21 protein-coding genes are annotated in these 21,392 nt (G+C 70.0%); 13 read left to right on the top strand and 8 right to left on the bottom strand.

Annotation, left to right across the window (positions count from 1 at the left end; translation table 11 throughout):
- Window positions 1-68 precede the first annotated feature (68 nt).
- The gene (locus ACIBQ8_RS23425) at window positions 69-668 is read left to right on the top strand and encodes an SIMPL domain-containing protein (protein ID WP_357993062.1); all 600 of its coding nucleotides are present in this window, start codon (window positions 69-71) and stop codon (window positions 666-668) included.
- Window positions 669-773: 105 nt separating this feature from the next.
- Here the strand turns inward: ACIBQ8_RS23425 and nadA are convergent, their stop codons facing one another.
- Window positions 774-1,931: a quinolinate synthase NadA gene (nadA, locus tag ACIBQ8_RS23420; RefSeq protein WP_397192947.1), complete on the bottom strand. Its 1,158-nt coding sequence runs from the start codon at window positions 1,929-1,931 to the stop codon at window positions 774-776.
- 157 nt (window positions 1,932-2,088) lie between these two features.
- On the opposite strand from nadA, the gene erpA reads away from it, so the two are divergent.
- Window positions 2,089-2,442 (top strand): iron-sulfur cluster insertion protein ErpA, encoded by a 354-nt coding sequence (gene erpA / locus ACIBQ8_RS23415; protein ID WP_049566397.1) that lies wholly within the window; start codon window positions 2,089-2,091, stop codon window positions 2,440-2,442.
- Between the two features lie 108 nt (window positions 2,443-2,550).
- Window positions 2,551-3,537 carry a carbohydrate kinase family protein gene (locus ACIBQ8_RS23410; protein ID WP_397171130.1) on the top strand — a complete coding sequence of 329 codons (987 nt, stop codon included), beginning with the start codon at window positions 2,551-2,553 and terminating at the stop codon, window positions 3,535-3,537.
- Window positions 3,538-3,592: 55 nt separating this feature from the next.
- Here the strand turns inward: ACIBQ8_RS23410 and ACIBQ8_RS23405 are convergent, their stop codons facing one another.
- Genes ACIBQ8_RS23405 through ACIBQ8_RS23395 form a run of 3 tightly spaced genes read right to left on the bottom strand, consistent with a single transcriptional unit; the run spans window position 3,593 to window position 5,460 of the window.
- Complete coding sequence (locus tag ACIBQ8_RS23405; protein ID WP_358294148.1) at window positions 3,593-4,021, bottom strand: CBS domain-containing protein; 429 nt, start codon at window positions 4,019-4,021, stop codon at window positions 3,593-3,595.
- Window positions 4,022-4,075: 54 nt separating this feature from the next.
- Window positions 4,076-4,321 (bottom strand): sulfurtransferase TusA family protein, encoded by a 246-nt coding sequence (locus ACIBQ8_RS23400; protein WP_352353344.1) that lies wholly within the window; start codon window positions 4,319-4,321, stop codon window positions 4,076-4,078.
- Window positions 4,318-5,460, bottom strand: a complete 1,143-nt coding sequence (locus tag ACIBQ8_RS23395; RefSeq protein WP_397192946.1) for a cysteine desulfurase family protein — start codon at window positions 5,458-5,460, stop codon at window positions 4,318-4,320. Before ACIBQ8_RS23395 ends, ACIBQ8_RS23400 begins: the two co-directional genes overlap by 4 nt.
- 175 nt (window positions 5,461-5,635) lie before the next feature.
- Between ACIBQ8_RS23395 and ACIBQ8_RS23390 the strand changes: the two genes are divergently transcribed.
- The 4 genes from ACIBQ8_RS23390 (at window position 5,636) to ACIBQ8_RS23375 (ending at window position 9,848) form a co-directional block, all read left to right on the top strand.
- Window positions 5,636-6,436: a cytochrome c oxidase subunit II gene (locus ACIBQ8_RS23390; protein ID WP_397171134.1), complete on the top strand. Its 801-nt coding sequence runs from the start codon at window positions 5,636-5,638 to the stop codon at window positions 6,434-6,436.
- Complete coding sequence (ctaD, locus tag ACIBQ8_RS23385; protein ID WP_397171136.1) at window positions 6,433-8,094, top strand: cytochrome c oxidase subunit I; 1,662 nt, start codon at window positions 6,433-6,435, stop codon at window positions 8,092-8,094. Before ACIBQ8_RS23390 ends, ctaD begins: the two co-directional genes overlap by 4 nt.
- On the top strand, window positions 8,094-8,507 hold the full coding sequence (locus tag ACIBQ8_RS23380) for a cytochrome c oxidase subunit 4 (RefSeq protein ID WP_397162242.1): 414 nt from the start codon (window positions 8,094-8,096) through the stop codon (window positions 8,505-8,507). The genes ctaD and ACIBQ8_RS23380 overlap by 1 nt, the downstream gene beginning before the upstream one ends.
- Before the next feature lie 141 nt (window positions 8,508-8,648).
- On the top strand, window positions 8,649-9,848 hold the full coding sequence (locus tag ACIBQ8_RS23375) for an Ig-like domain-containing protein (RefSeq protein ID WP_397171138.1): 1,200 nt from the start codon (window positions 8,649-8,651) through the stop codon (window positions 9,846-9,848).
- Window positions 9,849-9,956: 108 nt separating this feature from the next.
- Here ACIBQ8_RS23375 and trpD read toward each other — a convergent pair whose 3' ends face one another.
- Together trpD and ACIBQ8_RS23365 are read right to left on the bottom strand one after the other, a co-directional pair.
- Window positions 9,957-11,003, bottom strand: coding sequence for an anthranilate phosphoribosyltransferase (trpD, locus tag ACIBQ8_RS23370; RefSeq protein ID WP_397192945.1), 1,047 nt, complete (start codon window positions 11,001-11,003; stop codon window positions 9,957-9,959).
- A gap of 6 nt (window positions 11,004-11,009) precedes the next feature.
- Window positions 11,010-11,408, bottom strand: a complete 399-nt coding sequence (locus ACIBQ8_RS23365) for a hypothetical protein (RefSeq protein ID WP_397171140.1) — start codon at window positions 11,406-11,408, stop codon at window positions 11,010-11,012.
- 207 nt (window positions 11,409-11,615) lie between these two features.
- Here ACIBQ8_RS23365 and ACIBQ8_RS23360 point away from each other — a divergent pair, with 207 nt between their 5' ends.
- From ACIBQ8_RS23360 to ACIBQ8_RS23345, 4 genes are read left to right on the top strand one after another with little or no spacing between them, the layout of a single operon-like run.
- A complete protein-coding gene (locus ACIBQ8_RS23360; protein ID WP_125630774.1) occupies window positions 11,616-12,266 on the top strand; it encodes a heme-copper oxidase subunit III in 651 nt (216 codons plus the stop codon).
- A gap of 14 nt (window positions 12,267-12,280) precedes the next feature.
- Window positions 12,281-13,090, top strand: coding sequence for a c-type cytochrome (locus ACIBQ8_RS23355; RefSeq protein WP_397162240.1), 810 nt, complete (start codon window positions 12,281-12,283; stop codon window positions 13,088-13,090).
- Window positions 13,087-14,202, top strand: coding sequence for a Rieske 2Fe-2S domain-containing protein (locus ACIBQ8_RS23350; RefSeq protein ID WP_397171142.1), 1,116 nt, complete (start codon window positions 13,087-13,089; stop codon window positions 14,200-14,202). Before ACIBQ8_RS23355 ends, ACIBQ8_RS23350 begins: the two co-directional genes overlap by 4 nt.
- Complete coding sequence (locus ACIBQ8_RS23345) at window positions 14,199-15,857, top strand: cytochrome bc complex cytochrome b subunit (RefSeq protein WP_397171144.1); 1,659 nt, start codon at window positions 14,199-14,201, stop codon at window positions 15,855-15,857. Before ACIBQ8_RS23350 ends, ACIBQ8_RS23345 begins: the two co-directional genes overlap by 4 nt.
- Window positions 15,858-16,166: 309 nt before the next feature.
- Here the strand turns inward: ACIBQ8_RS23345 and ACIBQ8_RS23340 are convergent, their stop codons facing one another.
- Both ACIBQ8_RS23340 and ACIBQ8_RS23335 read right to left on the bottom strand, forming a co-directional pair.
- Window positions 16,167-16,454, bottom strand: coding sequence for an Lrp/AsnC family transcriptional regulator (locus ACIBQ8_RS23340; RefSeq protein ID WP_125630767.1), 288 nt, complete (start codon window positions 16,452-16,454; stop codon window positions 16,167-16,169).
- Between the two features lie 17 nt (window positions 16,455-16,471).
- Complete coding sequence (locus ACIBQ8_RS23335) at window positions 16,472-18,196, bottom strand: DEDD exonuclease domain-containing protein (RefSeq protein ID WP_397162238.1); 1,725 nt, start codon at window positions 18,194-18,196, stop codon at window positions 16,472-16,474.
- 147 nt (window positions 18,197-18,343) lie between these two features.
- Here ACIBQ8_RS23335 and ACIBQ8_RS23330 point away from each other — a divergent pair, with 147 nt between their 5' ends.
- Together ACIBQ8_RS23330 and ACIBQ8_RS23325 are read left to right on the top strand one after the other, a co-directional pair.
- Entirely contained in the window at window positions 18,344-19,846 is a 1,503-nt protein-coding gene (locus ACIBQ8_RS23330) for a serine/threonine-protein kinase (RefSeq protein ID WP_397192944.1), read from the top strand.
- Window positions 19,836-21,275, top strand: coding sequence for a serine/threonine-protein kinase (locus ACIBQ8_RS23325; RefSeq protein WP_397192943.1), 1,440 nt, complete (start codon window positions 19,836-19,838; stop codon window positions 21,273-21,275). The genes ACIBQ8_RS23330 and ACIBQ8_RS23325 overlap by 11 nt, the downstream gene beginning before the upstream one ends.
- Window positions 21,276-21,392: the final 117 nt, after the last annotated feature.

Below are 21,392 nucleotides of genomic sequence, written 5' to 3'. Positions count from 1 at the left end.
TGAACCGGCCGTGGGCGGGGGCAGGACTCGCCCGTAGGATCGAGGCGAACCCAGTCGAGGGGGCAGGCGTGGACATCTCCGTCGTCGGTGAGGGCAGCGTGCAGGCCGCGCCCGACGTCCTGCGGTTGCTGGCGGGCGTCGAGGTGCGCAGGGCGTCGGCGTCCGAGGCGTTCACGGCGGTCAGGGCCGCCGCGGCCCGGCTGGCCGACGCGCTGGCCGGGGCCGGCGTCGCGGCCCACGACGTGCGCACGGTCGAGCTCTCGCTCGGCCCCGAGTACGAGGTCTACCCGAAGGTCTCCGCCTACCGGGCGGCCCAGGGCGTCGAGGTGGTGGTCAGGGACCTGTCGCGGGCCGACGCCGTCATCGACACGGTCGCCGGAGTGGGCGAGGAGGCCCGGCTCAACGGCGTGGCCTTCGAGCTGTCCGACCCGGCGTCGGTGCTCGGCGAGGCCAGGACGAGGGCGTTCAGGGACGCCGCGGCCAAGGCCGCCCACTACGCCGAGCTGGCCGGACGCCCGCTCGGCCCGGTCGTGTCGATCTCCGAGGAGGTCAGGGGCGGCCCCCAGCCGCTGGTGGCGATGGCCGCGGCGGCCGAGAGCGCGTCCTCGGTCAGCCCCGGCCGCCAGACGCTGACGGTCGGCGTCCGCGTCGGCTACGACTTCGCCTGACCGCGCCGTACCGTACCGAACCGGGCCGAACGGGGCCGGAAAGGGCCGGGCCCGCGGCGAGGGCGGGCGCTCCTCGCCACGGGCCCGGCCCGTCGGGGGAGGGCGTTACGGGAGCGCCAGCATGCGGTCCAGCGCGACCCTGGCCCAGTGGGCGGTGTCCTCGTCCACCGTGATCCGGTTGACGACGTCGCCCAGCACGAGCGACTCCAGCGCCCACACCAGGTGCGGCAGGTCGATCCGGTTCATCGTGGAGCAGTAGCAGACCGTCCGGTCCAGGAACGAGACGTTCTTGTCGGGGAACATCGCGCCCAGCCGCTTGACCAGGTTCAGCTCGGTGCCGACGGCCCAGCTCGACCCGGCGGGAGCGGCCTGGAGGGTCTTGATGATGTGCTCGGTCGAGCCCACGTGGTCGGCCTTGAGCACCACCTCGTGCCGGCACTCGGGGTGGACGAGCACGTTCACGCCGGGGATGCGCGCGCGCACGTCGTCGACGGACTCGGCCGTGAAGCGGCCGTGCACCGAGCAGTGGCCCTTCCACAGGATCATCCGCGCCCGGTCGAGCTGCTCGCGGGTCAGCCCGCCGCCGGGGCGGTGGGGGTTCCAGACCACGCAGTCCTCCAGGGACATGCCCATCTCCAGCACCGCCGTGTTGCGCCCGAGGTGCTGGTCGGGCAGGAACAGCACCTTGCGGCCCTGCTCGAACGCCCAGTCCAGGGCCCTCCTGGCGTTGGAGGAGGTGCACACCACGCCGCCGTTGCGCCCGCAGAACGCCTTGATGTCGGCGCTGGAGTTCATGTACGTGACGGGGACCACCTCGCCGGCCAGACCGGCGTCCTCAAGGGCCTCCCAGCACTCCTCCACCTGGTCGAACGTGGCCATGTCGGCCATGGAGCACCCGGCGGCCAGGTCGGGCAGCACCACCTTCTGGGCCTCGCCGGTGAGGATGTCGGCGGACTCGGCCATGAAGTGCACGCCGCAGAAGACGATGAACTCCGCCTCGGGCCGCGCGGCGGCCTGCTGGGCCAGCTTGAAGGAGTCGCCGGTCACGTCGGCGAACTGGATGACCTCGTCGCGCTGGTAGTGGTGGCCCAGCACGAACAGGCGGTCGCCCAGCGCCTCCTTGGCCTTGCGGGCGCGCTCGACCAGGTCAGGGTCGGACGCGGGCGGCAGCTCGCCGGGGCAGTCGACGCCCTTCTCGCTGTGCGGATCGGCGCCCTGCCCGAGGACGAAGAGCGGCAGCCCAGTCTGGGTGGCCATCGCCATACCCCCTTATCGTCGGTTTGACGATACTCACTATGACACATGGACGAACGTGGTTATTCCGGGGGTAGGGGACCCGGGAATGTGTGGCATGGGCGAGGTGTTGGTAGCGTCATCAGTAGGACGTCGGAAACAGACAGCCGGGTTAGGGAGTCAGCAGATGACGGTTGAGAGCAGCGAGACCACGACGCAGGGCCTGATCCTGACTGACGCGGCCGCCGCGAAGGTCAAGAGCCTGCTGGAGCAGCAGGGTGAGGAAGGTCTGCAGCTGAGGGTCGCCGTGCAGCCGGGTGGTTGCTCCGGCCTGCGCTACCAGCTCTTCTTCGACGACCGTTCCATGGACGGTGACGTGGTGACGGACTTCGGCGGTGTCAGCGTGGTCACCGACCGCATGAGCGCCCCCTACCTGATGGGCGCCAGCATCGACTTCGTCGACACGATCGAGAAGCAGGGCTTCACCATCGACAACCCCAACGCCACCGGCTCCTGCGCCTGTGGCGACTCGTTCAACTAAGGGGTCACGGCTTCGGCCTGTGGGGTCCCGCCCGCCTTTGTGCGAGCGGGACCTTCGCGTATTCTCGTGGGGCTCATTGGCCTGCTGACAACGAGGAAGAAGAATCCCGTGCGCATCGCCGTAACCGGCTCCATCGCGACAGACCACCTGATGACGTTCCCAGGAAGCTTCGGCGATCAGCTCATCGCCGAGCAGCTCGACCGGGTGTCGCTCTCGTTCCTGGTCGACGACCTTCAGATCCGTCGCGGCGGCTGCGCGGCCAACATCGCCTTCGGCATGGGCTGCCTCGGCCTCAAGCCGATCCTGGTGGGCGCCGTCGGCAACGACTTCGCCGACTACCGCTCCTGGCTGGAGCGTCACGGCGTCGACTGCGAGTCCGTGCACATCTCCGAGACGCAGCACACCGCGCGCTTCCTGTGCACCACCGACGAGCACCACAACCAGATCGCCTCCTTCTACACCGGGGCGATGGCCGAGGCGCGGCTGATCGAGCTGCAGCCGGTCGCCTCCCGCCTCGGCGGCCTCGACCTGGTGCTGATCAGCCCCAACGACCCCGACGCGATGCTGCGGCACACCGACGAGTGCCGCCAGCGCGGCATCCCCTTCGCCGCCGACATCTCCCAGCAGCTCGCCCGCATGGAGGACGAGCAGATCAGGCAGCTCGTCGACGGCGCCGCCTACCTGTTCTCCAACGACTACGAGAAGGGGCTCATCGAGCAGAAGACCGGCTGGTCCGACGAGGAGATCCTCGACCGGGTCGGCGTCCGCGTCACCACGCTCGGCCCCAAGGGCGCCGTCATCGACCGCAAGGGCGAGCCGTCCATCCAGGTCGCCCCGGCCCCCGAGCGCGGCAAGGCCGACCCCACGGGCGTCGGCGACGCCTTCCGCGCCGGCTTCCTGTCCGGCCTGGCCTGGGGCCTGCCGCTGGAGCGCTGCGGCCAGATCGGCAACCTGACGGCCACGCACGTGCTGGAGCGCGTCGGCGGCCAGGAGTACGAGCTGGGGCAGAAGGTCTTCCTGGAGCGCTTCACGGCCGCCTACGGCGCCGAGGCCGCTGCCGACATCGCCGGCCACGTGCGCTGCTACCACCCCTGACACGCGTGCGCCCCGCCCGCCCGCAGGCGTGGCGGGGCGGTCCCCCGTACGGGTGTCAGCGCTTGGCGTACACCCGGTGCACGAACTCGGCGAGCTGGTCGTCCGGCAGGCACCGGGCGAGGTCGGCCTCGCTGATCATGCCGACGATCCGCTCGTTCTCCAGCACCGGCAGCCGCTTGATCTGGTTCTGCTCCATGCGCGACAGCGCCTCCTGCACGGTGGCGTCCGCCGTCACCCAGACCAGGCCGGTCGCCAGCTCGCCCGCCGTCACCTGCGCGGGGTCGTGACCGGCCGCGACGCACTTGATCACGATGTCGCGGTCGGTGATGATGCCGGTCACCCGGTCGTCGGGGCCGCACACGGGCAGCGCGCCCACGTCGTTGCTGCGCATCATCTGGGCCGCCCGGTCGAGCGTCTCGTGCGCGGCGATGCACTCCGCGCCCGTGCTCATCACGTCGCGGGCGGTCTCGTTCCCCTTGGCCATGTTCTCCCCCGAATGGTCGATGTGCCGTCAGGGGAGGGCTCTACCCACAAACCGTCAGTAGTTGCGCATCACGTGGATCGCCCAGCCGCCCTCGGGCAGCTCGTACGAGGCCACATGGCGGTGGGACTTCAGCCGGCACCACGCCGGCACGTCGGTGTAGGCCGCCGGATCGTCGGCCAGCACCGCCACCACGGCGTTGAGCGGCACGTGGTTGATCTGCTCGGCGAGCATGATGATCGGGATCGGGCACTTCTTCCCGAGCGCGTCGATCGTCAATGACGGCTGAGTTACCTCGGTCATGCGACTCCTGCGTCGTGCCGGATGCGGCGCACCAGATCGGGCAGCACGGCCAGGAACCGGTCGACCTCGGCCGCGGACGTGCCCCTGGGCAGCGACACCCGGACATTTCCATGCGTCAGCACGCCCATCGCTTCGAGGACGTGCGATGGACGAAGCGTACTAGCGGTGCACGAGCTTCCGGACGATACGGCGAATCCCGCCTTGTCCAGCTCGGTGAGCAGCGCCTCGCCGTCGACGTAGAGACACGAGAAGGTCACGATGTGGGGCGCCCGGACGACCGGGTCGCCGATCACCTCGACGTCCGGCACGACCTTCGGCACGGTCTCCCTGATCCGGGCGACCAGCGTGGACAGCCGGGCCTGCTCCTGCGCCGCCTCGGCGCTCATCGCGCGCAGCGCCGCCGCCGCGGCCACGATGCCCGGCACGTTCTCGAAGCCCGGCACCCGCCGCCGCTCGCGCTCGTCCTCGGGCAGGAACGAGCGGAACCGGGTGCCCTTGCGCACCGCCAGCACGCCGACCCCGGCCGGGCCGCCCCACTTGTGGGCGCTCGCCGTCAGCACCGACCAGCCCGGCGGGATCGGCATGCGGCCCGCGGTCTGGGCCGCGTCGACCAGCAGCGGCACCCCGCTCGCCCGGCACGCGGCGGCGGCCTCGGCGACCGGCTGCACCGTGCCCACCTCGTGGTTGGCCGTCTGGAGGCAGGCCAGCGCCGTGCCGGGACGCGCGACCGCCTCGGTGAACGCGTCGAGGTCGACCCGCCCCTCCAGGGTCACGCCCACGGTCTCGACCGTGCCGCCGTCGCGTTCGTGCACGCCGGCCGCGTGCAGCACGCTGGAGTGCTCGACCGCGCTGGTGACCAGATGACGCCCGACCCTGCGCCTGCCGTGTAGGGTGCCGAGCACGCCGAGATGCGCGGCCTGCGTGCCGGACGAGGTGAACGACACCTCGTCGGGGCGCGCTCCGAGCGCCTCGGCCACCTCCGTGCGGGCCTGCTCCAGCAGCAGGTGAGCGCGGCGGGCCTGGGTGTACAGTCTCGCGGGGTCGGCCCAGCCGACGTCGATCGCCGCCAGCAGCGCCTCGCGTGCCTGAGGGTGCAGCGGCTCGCTCGAGGCCGCGTCGAAATACGCCACGAGACTCATCGTCCCACTTGCGGCGCCATCGAGGGGTCGCGCGGTAGGGCGGGACACCTGCACGCTAATGTGTCTGCAATCAGCTGTGCATTTGGAAATACGAGCACCCAAGGGAAAGACTCTTGGGCTTCATCTGTGGGGTAGGCGATCCGTGAGTCCGACTCGCCGTACGACGCGGCGTTCGTTGGCCCGGCGCAGGGTGCCGCGCGCCGCCGCTTTGGCGTTGCTGCTGGCCACTGCTACGGCGTGTGCTAATGACGTTCCCAAGTTCGACTGGTCCAACGGCCTGCTGCCCGAGGGCGTGACCGAGCAGGCCAAGGTCGTTCAGCATCTGTGGAACGGGGCCTGGATCGCCGCACTCGCCACGGGCGTCGTCGTCATCGTCCTGATCGTCTGGGCCGCGATCTTCCACCGCAAGCGCAGGGGGAAGGCCGAACTGCCGCCCCAGGTGCGCTACAACCTGCCGATCGAGATCCTCTACACGGTGGTCCCGCTCGTCATGGTGTCGGTGTTCTTCTTCTTCACCGCCCGCGACAGCAAGGCCCTCACGGACGTCGCGGGTGACGCGCCCGTCAAGGTCAAGGTCGAGGCCTACCAGTGGAGCTGGCGCTTCACCACGACCTACAACGGCAAGACGACGCAGCCCGTGGCAGGCATGCCGGTGCACGACTACCACCAGGGCCCTCAGCTGGTCCTGCCGACGAACACCAAGGTCGAGTTCGACCTCTCCACCGACGACGTGATCCACTCGTTCTGGGTGCCCGAGTTCCTGTTCAAGCGGGACATCATCCCCGGCATCCCCGAGGGCAACCCGGGGCGCAAGTTCGAGATCAAGACGCTCGGCGACGACCGCGTGGGCGTCTACGCCGGCCGGTGCGCCGAGCTGTGCGGCGTCGACCACAGCCGGATGCTGTTCTCGGTGAAGCTCGTCAAGCAGGCTGAGTTCGACCAGTACATCGCGACCCAGGCTGGGAGTGCCCAGTGACCGCCATCCAAGAACCGCTTCGCGCACCGGTCCGGCCCGTCACCAAGGGCCAGATCATCGCCAAGTGGCTGTCCTCGACTGATCACAAGATCATCGGACACATGTACCTGATCACGTCGTTCGCCTTCTTCCTGATCGGCGGCGTCATGGCGCTGATCATGAGGGCCGAGCTGGCGCAGCCAGGGCTGCAGATCACCAGCAACGAGCAGTTCAACCAGCTGTTCACCATGCACGGCACGATCATGCTGCTGATGTTCGCGACGCCGCTGTTCGCCGGCTTCGCCAACGAGCTGATGCCGCTCCAGATCGGCGCCCCCGACGTGGCCTTCCCGCGCCTGAACATGGTCAGCTACTGGCTCTACCTGTTCGGCAGCATCATCGCGGTGTCCGGCTTCCTGACGCCGGGCGGCGCGGCCTCCTTCGGCTGGTTCGCCTACACGCCGCTGTCGAACGCGATCCACTCGCCCGGCATCGGCGGCGACCTGTGGATCATGGGCCTGGCCCTGTCGGGTCTCGGCACGATCCTCGGCTCGGTGAACTTCATCACCACGATCATCTGCATGCGCGCGCCCGGCATGACCATGTTCCGCATGCCGATCTTCACCTGGAACGTGCTGCTGACCAGCATGCTCGTGCTGATGGCCTTCCCCGTGCTGGCCGCCGCGCTGCTGGCCCTGGAGGCCGACCGCAAGCTCGGCACGCACATCTTCGACCCGGCCAACGGCGGGCCGATCCTGTGGCAGCACCTGTTCTGGTTCTTCGGCCATCCCGAGGTGTACATCATCGCGTTGCCGTTCTTCGGCATCGTGACCGAGATCCTGCCGGTCTTCAGCCGTAAGCCGATCTTCGGCTACATCGGCCTGGTCGGCGCCACCATCGCGATCGCCGGTCTGTCCATCACGGTCTGGGCGCACCACATGTTCCCGACCGGGCAGGTCCTGCTGCCGTTCTTCTCGTTCATGACGTTCCTCATCGCGGTGCCGACGGGCGTGAAGTTCTTCAACTGGATCGGCACGATGTGGCGGGGTCACCTGTCGTTCGAGGCGCCGATGCTGTTCTCCGTCGGCTTCCTGATCACCTTCCTGCTCGGTGGCCTGACCGGCGTCATCCTGGCCTCGCCGCCGCTCGACTTCCAGATCAGCGACACCTACTTCGTCGTCGCCCACTTCCACTACGTGGTCTTCGGCACGGTCGTGTTCGCCATGTTCGCCGGCTTCTACTTCTGGTGGCCCAAGTTCACCGGCAAGATGCTCGACGACAAGCTGGGCAAGGTGCACTTCTGGCTGCTGTTCATCGGCTTCCACACCACCTTCCTCGTCCAGCACTGGCTGGGCATGGTCGGCTTCCCCCGCCGGTACGCCGACTACAGCGCGGCCGACGGCTTCACCGACCTGAACATGATCTCGTCGGTCGGCGCGTTCATCCTGGGCGCCTCGACGCTGCCGTTCTTCTACAACGTCTGGAAGACCTGGCGCTCGGGCGTCAAGGTCACCGTCGACGACCCGTGGGGTTACGGCGGCTCGCTGGAGTGGGCGACCTCCTGCCCGCCGCCGCGGCACAACTTCACCTCGCTGCCGCGCATCCGGTCCGAGCGCCCGGCGTTCGACCTGCACTACCCGCACATGTCCGCCAAGTCCGCCACGGAGGTGGAGGCCTGATGAAGGTCCAGGGTTGGCTGTTCCTGCTGTGCGGCCTGTTCTTCGCCGGTGTCGACGTCGGCTACTGGTTCTGGACCAAGGCCGCGACCGGCCACGGTGAGCCCGTGGGCACCACCGCCATGGCGATCTCGGTCGGGTTCGCCTTCATGGTGGGCTACTACCTGATGTTCACCGCGCGGCGCATCGGCGCCCAGCCGGAGGACGACAAGCAGGCCGACATCAGCGAGGGCGCCGGCGAGATCGGCTTCTTCAGCCCGAGCAGCTGGTGGCCGCTGTTCCTGTGCCTGGCGGCGGCCTTCGCCTTCGCCGGGTTCGTGATCGGCTTCTGGATGTTCCTGATCGGCGTGTTCCTGATCATCATGGCCATGATCGGGTTCGTGTTCCAGTACTACCGGGGCAACTTCTCGCACTGACAAGCGACTCGAAGCGGGCGTCCTTCCCATAGGGGAGGACGCCCGCTTTTTCGTGTTCTTTACCAGGTCACGGATGTCGTGAATAGATCACTCAGGGTAATAAGGGAGGAGAAGGTTGGATCTTGGGCGAGGGGGTCACTCGTGAGACGCGTGGCGAATGGATCGGCCGGCCTGCTGGCCCTGGCGCTGCTCACGGCGTGCTCGCTGAGCGGCGCGGCGAACGAGACGAAGGAGCTGACCGCGGTCGCGCGGCAGCCGGCGGTGGGCGTCACACCGCAGGACAAGGCCGTGAACGTGGCCACCGACCAGCCCGTGGTGGTGTCCGCGCACGGCGGCACGATCAAGAGCGTCCGGGTGGACGGCGGCAAGGCGGGCCGGCTGAAGGGCGTCCTGAGCGGCGACGGCACCCGCTGGCGCAGCACGACCACCGCCCGGCCCAGCGCCGGCTACACGGTCACCGTCGTCAGCGTGGACGCCTCGGGCAAGCAGAGCGAGACCTCCAGCACGTTCAGCACCGTCAAGGGCGACAAGACATTCGACATCCAGACGATCACCCCCAACAAGGACGACACCGGGCTGACGGTCGGCATCGGCATGCCCGTCATGATCGCCTTCGACAAGCCGGTGAGCGACCGGGTGGCCGTCGAGCGCAACCTGACCATCCGCAGCTCCAAGCCGGTGGACGGGGCCTGGCACTGGTTCGACGACAGCCATGTGGACTTCCGGCCGGAGGAGTACTGGCCGGCGTACACGAAGGTGCGGCTGGAGGCGAAGCTGGCCGGCGTGCGCGGCGGCCCCGGCCTGTACGGCAAGCGCGACGTCACCCTCGACTTCAAGATCGGCCGCTCGCAGATCACCCGGGGCAGCACCGACGAGCACGTGCTGACGGTCCGCCGGGACGGCAAGCGCATCCGCACCATGCCGATGAGCGCCGGGCAGGGCGGCCAGTGGAAGTACTACACCACCTCGGGCGTGCACCTGGCGATGTCGCGGGAGCCGGTGACCGTCATGACCTCGCCCGGCATCGGCCCGGGACAGTCGGGCTACTACCAGCTCACCGTCTACAACACCGTGCGCATCTCCAACAGCGGCGAGTACGTGCACAGCGCGCCCTGGTCGGTGGGCTCCCAGGGCAACTCCAACGTCAGCCACGGCTGCGTGAACGTCAGCCCGGAGAACGCGGCCTGGTTCATCAAGAACACCCTGATCGGGGACCCGATCATCATCACCGGCTCGCCGCGCAAGCTGGAGCCCACCAACGGGTGGGGCCACTGGCAGGAGAACTGGAAGGACTGGCTCAAGTGGAGCACGCTCAAGGACGGCCCGAGCATCACCTTCTGAGCCGCTGACCGCCCACCGGCCCTGAGCAGGCCCTGGAGGCTCTGCCGGGGCCTTTCGGCAATACGTACCGGCGAAGGACGTGAGCGCGCCTCAGCGGCGCGCTCACGCTCACGACGGGCGGTAGGAGCTGCTGACCTCGATCCAGCGGCGCAGCGTGTCGGAGGCCAGGCCGGAGTCGATCGCCTGCGTGGCGCGCTCGTAGCCCTTGATCATCGCGGTGTCGAGGTCGTCGCCGGCGCCGTCGTGGGCGACCAGCGCGGCGGCGGTGTTGAGCAGGACGGCGTCGCGCACCGGCCCCTTCTTGCCGCCCAGCACGTCGTGCACGGCCTGGGCGTTGAACTGCACGTCGCCGCCGCGCAGCGCGCCCGCGTCGGCCCGGGGGATGCCCAGGATCGAGGGGTCGAACCTGGCCTCGGTGGCCGTGCCGTCGCGGACCACCCACACCGTGGAGGTGCCGGTGATGGTCAGCTCGTCGAGCCCGTCGTCGCCGCGGAAGACCAGGGCGGACACGCCGCGCTCGGCGAAGACGCCGGCGATGACGGGCAGCATGCGGGCGTCGTAGACGCCGATGGCCTGGGCGCTGGGCCGGGCCGGGTTGGTCAGCGGGCCCAGGAAGTTGAAGACCGTCGGGACGCCGATCTCCTTGCGCGCCGGGCCGGCGAAGCGCAGCGCCGGGTGGTAGACGGGCGCGAAGCAGAAGGCGATGCCCGCCTCGCGCGCCACCCGCGCGGTCTGCTCGGGCGTCAGGTCGAGCCTGATGCCCATGTGCTCCAGGACGTCGGCGGCCCCGCACAGCGAGGAGGCCGAGCGGTTGCCGTGCTTGACGACCCTGGCCCCCGCCGCGGCGGCCACGATGGCGGCCATGGTGGAGACGTTGACGGTGTGGGCGCGGTCGCCGCCCGTGCCGACGACGTCGAGGACGGGCCCCTCGACGGTCAGCGGCGTGGAGAACTCCAGCATCGTCCGGGCCAGGCCCACCACCTCGGCCACCGTCTCGCCCTTGGCCCGCAGGGCCAGCGCGAAGCCCGCGATCTGGGCGGAGGTGGCGTTGCCCGAGAAGATCTCCCGCATCGCCCAGGCCGTCTCGTCGGCCGACAGGTGCTCGCCGGAAAGGAGCGCGGAGAACAGGGCCGGCCAGGTCGTCCGGGAGTCCATGGGCACCTACTTCGCGTTGAGTCGGGTGGCGGAACGGCGGCGCATGAGGTCGGCGACGGTGTCGGCCAGGACCATGGGCTCGATGGGCTGCGGGACGACGGCGTCGGCCTTGGACCAGTCGGCCAGCCAGCGGTCGTCGCGCCTGGCGATGATCAGGCAGACGGGCGGGCAGTCGTAGACCTCGTCCTTGGCCTGGCGGGAGATGCCCATGCCGCCGGCGGGCTGGGTCTCGCCGTCGAGGACCGCCACGTCGATCTCGCCGGAGCCGAGCCACTGGTGGACCTTGGGCTCGGTGGCGCACTCGATGATCTCGACGAGGGGCAGGTCGGCCGCCGGCCGCCGGCCGATCGCCTGGCGGACCTCGGCCCGGGTGGTGGCGTCGTCGCTGTAGACGAGGACCCTCATCGTGTCGTCGGTGCTCCCAGAGGACGTCACTGTCGCGCTCGCTATCGGTCGAAGCTGTATGGTCACCTGGATCGTACCGTTGCGCCGGGATGCAATCCCAGGCCACCGGGTCTGACAGGCGTTTTGTCCCAATTATCCCAGGTTGATGGCCGGTTTGTTCCTCCTAACGGGGGGTCGTTGGCCGGACCGAACACCGGAGCCGCAATAATGCTGCCCGTGGCGACAGCATCCGCAATAACTTCGACGACGACAGCACAGTCGTACCGGCGGCCGAACCTGGTCAGTGTCGGGACGATCGTCTGGCTGTCCTCTGAGCTCATGTTCTTCGCGGCGCTGTTCGCGATGTACTTCACCATCCGGTCGGTGAGCGAGGGGAAGGGCATCGAGTGGGGCCCTGCCTTCCTTCCTGCAGGCGTTGAGGCAGAAGGCGCTCACCTGAACATCCCGTTCGCGACGGTCAACACGATCATCCTGGTCCTGTCGAGTGTGACGTGCCAGCTGGGCGTGTGGGCCGCGGAGAAGGGGCAGGTCGGCAAGCTCCGCTTCTGGTACATCGTCAGCTTCCTGATGGGCGCGATCTTCGTCGCCGGTCAGCTGTACGAGTACGGCGAGCTGGCGTCAGAGGGCGCGACCCTGTCCGCCAACGCTTACACCTCGGTGTTCTACCTGACGACGGGCTTCCACGGCCTGCACGTGACCGGTGGCCTGATCGCGTTCCTGTTCATGCTGGGACGCACGTACGCCGCGAAGCGCTTTACGCATGAGCAGGCCACCAGCGCGATCGTCGTGTCCTACTACTGGCACTTCGTAGACGTCGTCTGGATCGGTCTTTTCGCGACCATCTACATCATTCGTTAAGGAACGGGATCTCTGTGACTAGGATCACCGCTTGGCGGCGGCATCCCCTCGCGAGATACGCCGTCCTGATTTTGGCGTTGGCGCTGGTCGGGATGGTATACGCCGCCTTTGTCCAGGCGGGCAAGCCTGCCGACGCGGCGCTGGCGGCAGGCAAGGTCGACGACGTGGCCGAGGGCAAGAGCCTGTTCGTGGCCCACTGCTCGAGCTGCCACGGCATGAACGCGGAGGGCACCAACACCGCCCCCACGCTCGTCGGCGTCGGCGCCGCGGCGGTCGACTTCCAGATGAGCACCGGCCGCATGCCCGCCGCCAACCCCGGCCCGCAGGCGCCTCGCAAGCCCCCGGCCCACTGGGTCACCGAGGAGACGACCCGTCAGGTCGCCGCCTACGTGCAGTCGCTCGGCGGCGGCCCGCAGGTCCCGGGCAAGGAGCAGGTCGACCCCAAGCTCGGTGACGCCGGCAAGGGCGGCGAGCTGTTCCGGGCCAACTGCATCCAGTGCCACAACTGGGCCGGTTCCGGCGGTGCCCTGACGCAGGGCAAGTACGCGCCCAACCTCAACGAGTCCTCACCGACGCAGATCTACGAGGCGATGGTCACCGGCCCGCAGGCGATGCCGGTCTTCAACGACTCGACGATCACGCCTGAGGAGAAGCGCAGCATGATCGCGTACATCACCCAGGTCCGTGAGCAGAAGGACCCCGGAGGGTTCGGCCTCGGGCGCATCGGCCCGGTCACCGAAGGTCTCGTAGCGTTCGTGGTAGGCATCGCCGCCCTAGCCCTCGCCGCCATCTGGATCACCGCGAAGAAGCGACAGAAGTCATGACAGACAACGAGCACGAGATCGAGCAGCCGGACGAACGCGTGCCCAAGCGCGTCATCGGCACTCCCGCGCCGGGCACGTCGATGCTGGGCGCCGCGGACAAGGAAGACGTCGCCGACCGCGACGTCCCGGGCGTGACGCTGCCGGACGAGGCCAAGGCCCGCAAGGCCGAGAAGATCGTGGCGCTCTGCTTCGCGATCACCTTCCTGGCCGGCATCGCCTTCCTCATCTCCTATGTGGTGTTCCAGGTCGGCAGCCCCGAGGCGACGGGGGTCTCCAACCTCGCCCTCGGCGGCACGCTGACCCTGGCCGTCCTCGGCCTCGCGGTCGGCATCGTGGTCTGGGTCCGCCAGATGATGCCGAAGTACGCGCTGGTCCAGGAGCGCCACACGATGGCCTCCGACGAGGACGACCGCGAGGTCGTCGCCGAGACGTTCCTGCAGGGCGCCAACGAGAGCGGCTTCGTCAAGCGCAAGCTGATGCGCCGCACGCTGCTGCTGGCCGCCGCGCCGCTCGGCCTGGTGCCGCTGGTGCTGCTGCGCGACCTCGACAACTCCAAGATGCCCGGCGCGAAGTTCAACAAGCTGCTGCGCCACACGGTCTGGGGTGAGAAGACCAAGGAGGGCAAGCCGCTGCGCCTGGTCGTCGAGGGCACCGGCCAGCCGATCCGCGCGGCCGACTTCAACTCGCCCGGCGGCATCCTGTCGGTGGTCCCCGAGGGTTACGAGCACGACCTCAACGCCCTCGCCAAGGCCACGCTGATCCTGATCAAGTTCCGTCCGGAGGAGCTCAAGGGCGGCGTCAAGCAGAACTGGACGCACGACGGCATCGTCGCCTACTCCAAGATCTGCACGCACGTCGGCTGCCCGGCGGCGCTCTACGAGCAGACCACCCACCACATCCTGTGCCCGTGCCACCAGTCGACGTTCGACGCGGCCGACGGCGCGAAGGTCATCTTCGGCCCGGCCGCCCGGCCGCTGCCGCAGCTGCCCATCACCGTCGACAGCGAGGGCTATCTGATCGCCCAGGGTGACTTCAACGTGCCCGTCGGTCCCAGCTTCTGGGAACGCGGCGACGCCGAGGCCGAGGCCAGGGAGAAGGGAGGCCAGGCATGAGCGACCTGAACGCCGTACCGAAGGCCATCGCCGGGCCGTCGACCTTCCTCGACGAACGTCTGGGCGGGGCGAACTTCCTCAAGCGCAACCTGCGCAAGATCTTCCCTGACCACTGGTCGTTCCTGCTGGGTGAGATCGCGCTCTACTCGTTCATCATCCTGCTGCTCACCGGTACGTTCCTGACGCTGTGGTTCAAGCCGAGCATGGGCGAGATCGCCTACGACGGCTCGTACGCGCCGCTCAAGGGCGTCATGATGTCGGAGGCCTACGCGTCGTCGCTGGAGATCAGCTTCGACGTCCGGGGTGGTCTGCTGATGAGGCAGATGCACCACTGGGCGGCCCTGCTCTTCGTGGCCGGCATGACGGTGCACATGCTGCGGGTGTTCTTCACCGGCGCCTACCGCAAGCCGCGCGAGCTCAACTGGATCATCGGCGTGCTGCTGCTGACCCTGGCGCTCGCCGAGGGCCTGACCGGCTACTCCCTCCCCGACGACCTGCTCTCCGGCGCCGGTCTGCGGATCACCGAGGGCGTGGCGATCTCGCTGCCGCTGGTGGGCACGTACATCACGTTCTTCCTGTTCGGCGGGGAGTATCCGGGCGAGGACGTCATCTCCCGGTTCTACTCGCTGCACATCCTGCTCATCCCGGGCATCCTGCTGGCGCTGGTCTCGGCCCACATGGTGCTCATGTGGGTGCAGAAGCACACGCAGATGCCGGGCAAGGGGCGGAACAACCAGAACGTGGTGGGCGCGCCGTTCTACCCGGCCTTCATGGCCAAGGCGGGCGCCTACTTCCTGTTCACGCTCGCCGTGGTGTCGGGGCTGGCGACGTTCGCCCAGATCAACCCGATCTGGTTGTTCGGGCCGTACACGCCGGCGGACATCTCCGCCGGTTCGCAGCCCGACTGGTACATGGGCTTCCTCGAAGGCTCGCTGCGGCTCATGCCGCCGTGGGAGTGGAACCTGTTCGGCACGGCCCACGCGGGCACGCTGCCGCTGAGCGTGATCATCCCGGCGCTGGTGCCGATGGGCATCATCATGACCGGTCTCGCGCTCTACCCGTTCATCGAACGGTGGGTCACCGGGGACAACCGCGAGCACCACGTCGCCGACCGTCCGCGCAACAACCCCCACCGCACCGCGATCGGCATCTCGGCGATGACGTTCTACGGTGTGCTGTGGCTGCTCGGCGCCAACGACGAGATCTCGGCCAACTTCCACATCAGCCTCAACTGGACGACGTACATCGGCCGGGCTCTGGTGTTCGTGGGGCCGGCGCTGGCCTACCTGATCACCTACCGCATGTGCCTCGGCCTGCAGCGCAGCGACGCCGCGGTCATCGGGCACGGTGTGGAGTCGGGTGTCATCAAGCGGCTGCCGCACGGTGAGTTCATCGAGGTGCACACGCCGCCGTCCGACGACCTTGAAGCCCACATGCGGGGCAAGGAGGCGGTGCCGGCCCTGCCCGTGGACGAGGACGCCTCCGGCATCCCGCCCAAGGGCATGCGCGGCCCGCTCGGCAAGCTCCGCGGCCGGATGTCCAAGGCGTACGGCGGGGAGAAGATCCCGCTCGACGAGGGGCACCACGGCGAGCACGGGGAGCACGGCGAGCACGCCGCGATCGGTTCCGGCGACGACCGGAGCCTCACCCACTAGGGTTTCGCCTGATCGAGATCGGCCCGGACGGGGTTTCCCCGTCCGGGCCGTTCCACGTTCCGGGCCGCCCGCCGACGGCTCGCCTGCCGGACCGGTTCAGGGCCGGGAACGCGCATGGGCCCGGCCGGAGAACGGCCGGGCCCATGAACGGACGCGGAGAACGGCCCGCAGGCGACGGACGCGAAACGGGACGCGGGAGCGCAGGAACGGACGCGGGACCGCAGGAACGGACGCAGGAACGGACGCGGGAACGCGGAAGCGGACGCGGGACTTACGCGGGGGCCTGCGCGGGGATCGTGGGGGAGGGGATCAGTCGGATTCGGGGAAGCCGATCGAGAAGGCGGCGTCGAGGTCGTGCCTGGAGTAGGTGCGGAAGGCGATGTGCGTCTCGGTGTGCTCGACGCCGTCGACCTTGTTGACCCGCCCGGGGATGACCTCGGCCACCTCCTCGTAGCGGGCGACCCTGACCATGGCGAGCAGATCCCATTCGCCGGTGATGGAGTAGACCTCGCTGACCCCGTCGATCTCGGCGATCGTCTGGGCGACCTCCGGGATCCGGTCTACCTCGGCCTTGATGTGGACGATTGCCGTGACCATGTATTAACTGTATCCGGTCATCGCAAAGGCCGTCCCTCTCGGTCGCGGCGCTGATCAAGCCCGCGGTAGGCCAGATCGATGCGGGCCTTGTGGCGGGCGGCGCCCCGGGCGGGCATCGACCACACGCCGTCGACCTCGACCAGCCGCACGCCCGGCGACTCCAGCCAGCGCAGGATGCACTCGGTCTCCTCGGCGCTGGCCGCGTGGACCGGGCCGGGGCCCGGAATGACCGCCTCGGCCATGGCCTTGAGCGAGGCGACGAACGGCGTGGGGTGGGCACCCTTCGGCATCACGCCGGCCGCGGCCAGCCGCCCGTAGCGGACGACGTGGATGTCCCAGCCGCCGTCGAAGGCCGGGCTGGCGGCCACGAGCTCGGGGATGCGGGTGATGGCGCTCAGGCGCTGCATGCGGGCCGCCGCCCGGACGAACGCGGCCAGCCGGTCGCGGTCGACGGACGCCTCCTCGTAGCGCTGCTCGACCGACAGGCGCTCCATGCGGGCCGACACGGCGGTGTAGACGAGCGAGGCGTCGGAGGTCATGGCCCGGCGGGCGCTCTCGACGTGCGCGGCGTACTCCTCCGGGCTCTCCTTGCCCGCGCAGGGCGCGCCGCAGCGGCCCATCTCGTGCAGGACGCAGGCCGCCCGGCGGGTGCGCAGGCTGATCGGCTGGGTGCACTGGCGCAGCGGCACGGCCTCGTGCAGGGCGATGCGGGCCTCGTCGGCCAGGCGGGAGCTGCTGAACGGGCCGAGGTAGGTGGCGTCGTCGTCCTTCAGCTCGCGCACGATCGACAGGCGGGGGAAGGGGCCGGCGGTGAGCTTGAGCCAGACCACCTTCTCCGGGAAGCGCGAGCGGCGGTTGTAGCGCGGCTTGGCGCCGCCGATCAGCCGCAGCTCCCTGACCTCGGCCTCCAGCCCGGTGGCGCAGACGACGTGGCGCACGCGCTCGGCGATGCCGATCATCTCGCGGATGCGCGGGCGGGTCTCGGCGGCCGTGAAGTAGGAGCGCACGCGGTTGCGCAGGTTGGTGCTCTTGCCGATGTAGAGCACCTCGCCGCGGTCGTCCTCGAAGAAGTAGACGCCCGGGGCGTGCGGGACGGACTCGGCCAGGTGGCGCTTGCGCTGCTGCTCCGGCGTGGGGGCGCGGACGAACGACTTCAGCTCCTCCAGCGTGTGGACCTGGAAGGAGCCGGCCCGCTCGATCAGCCCGTGGAGCACGTCGACGGTGGCCCTGGCGTCCTGGAGGGCGCGGTGGCACGGCTCGGTGGGGCTGCGGAAGAACCGGGCGAGCGTGGACAGCTTGGCGTTGGGCGTCTCGTCGCGGGTCAGCACCCGCCGGGCCAGGTCGACGGTGTCGACGACGGGGTTGGCGGGCGGGGGGTAGCCGTGGGCGGCGCAGGCGGCCTTGACGAAGCGGGTGTCGAAGCCCGCGTTGTGGGCCACCAGCGTGGAGCCCTTGATGAACTCCAGGAAGCTCGGCAGCACCGCCTCGATGCGCGGGGCGGCCACCACCATGGCGTCGGTGATGCCGGTCAGCACCGAGATGAACGGCGGGATCGGTCCGCCGGGGTCGACCAGGGTGGAGAACTCGCCCAGCACCTCACCCGCCCGCACCTTGACCGCGCCGATCTCGGTGATCGAGTCTTCGGCCGGCGAGCCGCCGGTGGTCTCCAGGTCGAACACGACGAACGTGACGTCGCTCAGCGGGGTGCCGAGCTCGTCGAGGGTGCCTTGAACCGCGTCCACGTTCCAAGACCATAGAGAGGGGGACCGACAGTTACTCCGCCGGACCACGCCGGAGCGCGGGGAAGAGCACCCGGGAGGGCATGGTGGGGTGAACGGGAAACGTGCTCAAATAACCATCCTTCTTGATCCTTAGTTACCCTTCCCTTTATGTCCGCGGGAAGACTTGCCGGCCGCTACGCCCTGCTGCGCCCACTCGGCGCCGGCGGCATGGGGAAGGTGTGGCTGGCCAAGGACGAGATGCTCGACCGCGAGGTCGCGGTCAAGGAGCTCACCCTGCCCGAGGGCATGCCGTCCAAGTACCGCGCCGACGCGGTCACCAGGGCCGTGCGCGAGGCGCAGGTCACCGCCCGGCTGCGCCATCCCGGCATCGTGGCGCTGCACGACGTCATCGTCGAGCACGAGCGGCCGTGGCTGGTCATGGAGCTGCTGCGGGGCCGTACGCTGGCCGACACCGTGCGCGAGTTCGGCCCCATGCCCCCCGAGTACGCCGCCCGCGTCGGCGCCGACGTGCTGGAGGCGTTGCAGGCCGCCCACGCCCAGGGGCTGCAGCACCGCGACGTCAAGCCGGGCAACGTGTTCCTGACCGACAGCGGCAGGGTGGTGCTGACCGACTTCGGCATCGCCCGGCAGGAGGGGCAGGCCGCGCTCACCGAGCAGGGGCTCATGATCGGCTCGCCCGGGTTCATCGCGCCCGAGCGGCTGGAGGGCGAGCCCGGCGGCCCGTCCAGCGACCTGTGGTCGCTCGGCGCGACCCTGTTCGTCGCCGTGACCGGCGGGAACGCCTACCAGGGCTCGATCGCCGAGCGGGTCAGGGCGACCGTGACGCAGCCGGTGCCGGTCGCGCCGGGGCCGCTCGGGCCGCTGCTGGCCGCGATGATGGCGCGCCACCCTGACGCCCGTCCCGATCCGCGCAACGTCGTGCACGCGCTCAGGCAGGTGGCCGCGGGCGGCCCGCCGCCCGTCCTGGCGGCCGGCGAGCAGGTGACCGCGCCCCGCCGGGTGGGGCGGCGCGGCCGGCCGCTGCTGCTGTGGGGCGCGGTCGCGGCCGTGCTGGTGGTCGCCGCCGGGGCCACCGGCTTCGTCGTGCTGCGCGACGACGACGGGCCGCCGGCCGCGTTCACCGTGCCGATGGACGTGTGCACCCTGCTCACCCCGCAGGACGTCGGCGGCCTGCTGCGCACCCAGAGCCCGCCCAAGGCCCAGCCGGACAGCAACGAGGTGGGCCCGGAATGCGGCTGGCCGGCCGCCGGCACCGGCATCGGGCTGCAGGTGCAGAAGGACTCCGACACCGTCGACCCCTGGTCGATGACCGCCGCCACGGCCCGCACGCTGTTCCAGAACCAGAAGCGCTACTGGGCCAAGTACGACCAGATCGACTGGACCTGGCCCGAGATCGGCGTCAAGGCCAACATGCGCTCCACGCGCACCCCCGTCCACGACCTGACGGGCCTCGGCGAGGAGGCGTTCGCGTTCGAGCTGAAGGGCAGGACCGGCCGCGTCCACTCGGCCCACGTCTACTACCGGATCGCCAACCTGGTGGTGGCCGTCCAGTACGCCACCCTGGCCGACAAGCCGACCGACGAGGACGTCCGGCAGGCGGCGATCAAGGCGGCCCGGGCGAGCGAGCAGGCGTTGCGCCGTGCGAAGTGACCACTACCTGCTGGCCGGCCGCTACCGGCTGGTCGAGCAGCTCGGGCAGGGCGGCGCGGGCACGGTGTGGCGGGCGCTGGACGAGACGCTCGACCGCGAGGTCGCCGTCAAGCAGGTGCGGGTGCCGCAGGGGCTGAGCCCCCGCCAGCGGTCCGAGTTCGCCGGCCGCGCCATCCACGAGGCCAGGTCGGCCGGACGCCTGCGCGACCCGGCCATCGTGCTCGTGCACGACGTGGTGCTCGACGGCGACCAGCCGTGGATCATCATGGACCTGGTCACCGGCCGGTCCCTGGACAAGGTGATCAGGGAGAACGGGCCGCTGCCGCCCCCGTACGCCGCCCGCATCGGGCTGCAGGTGCTCTCGGCGCTGGAGGTCGCGCACGCCCACGGCATCCTCCACCACGACGTCAAACCGGCCAACATCCTGCTCGACGCCGACGGCTCGGCCATGCTGACCGACTTCGGCATCGCCGTCCCCATGGGCGGTCAGGGCGACGGCGGCAGCGGCGGCTCGCCCGGCTACATGGCGCCCGAGCGGCTCAACGAGCAGGCGCCGGGCCCGGCGTCCGACCTGTGGTCGCTGGGCGCGAGCCTGTACACCGCCGTGGAGGGGCGGGCGCCGTTCGAGCGGCAGCTTCCCGCCGCGGTCGCGGCGGCGGTGCTGCTGCACGACCCGCCCTTCCCCGAGCGGGCGGGCCGCGAGCTGGGCGGGCTGCTCATGGCGATGCTGGCCAAGGAGCCCGCCGCCCGTCCCACGGCGGCCCAGGTCCGGCAGGTGCTCAGCGGCGCGCCGGTGCGCTCGGGCACGGTCCCGGGGCGGCGCCGGCGGTGGTTGCTGCCGGTGGCCGTCGCGTCCGGCGTCGCGGTGCTCGGCGCCGGCTGGTACGCCGTGGACGCCGTGGCCGGTCAGCCCGATACCGGCCGGTACGCCGCCGCCCCCGACCCCTGCCGCCTGCTGGGCGACGCCCAGGCCGCCGAGCTGGCGAAGGGCGCCGTCCGGCGCAGCGCCACCCGGGAGGGCGAGTGCCAGTGGGTGGCGGGGCTGGAGGAGCGGCGGGCCCGGCGGATCACCGTACGGACCTGGATCGAGAAGCCCGACGGCGACCTCGGCGGGCCGCAGGTGGCCGCGCGCCGGTTCGCCAGCGAGAAGGGCACCAGGAACGCGGCGCAGGGCACCCGGGCGCGGGCGGCCGCCGGCGAGGTCGTGGACGTCGCGGGGGTGGGGGAGGCGGCGTTCGTGCAGAACCGCTTCGAGCTGCTGATGTCCTCCAGCACGGTCGGCCGGTCCGACAGCATCGTGCTCTTCCGGTCCAGCAACCTGCTCGGCGAGGTGGTCTGGCACCGCGACGAGGTGTCGGTCAAGACGCCGGTCGACAAGGAGACGGCCCTGCGGATCGCCCGGCTGGTCTCCGGGGCGCTGCCGGGATGACCGTCACGCGTGCTGCAAGGGGCGCTTCGCCATGTCTCACCGCAAGTCACGGCAATCTCAGGAGTCGCAGTGAATCCCGGTAGCGAGTACGAGCCGCCGACCACCCCTCATCCGGTG

Source organism: Nonomuraea sp. NPDC049646, assembly GCF_044465525.1.
Classification (GTDB): Bacteria; Actinomycetota; Actinomycetes; order Streptosporangiales; family Streptosporangiaceae; genus Nonomuraea.
Note: the sequence above shows the minus strand (reverse complement) of the source record. Positions and strands in the feature narration are given on the sequence as shown.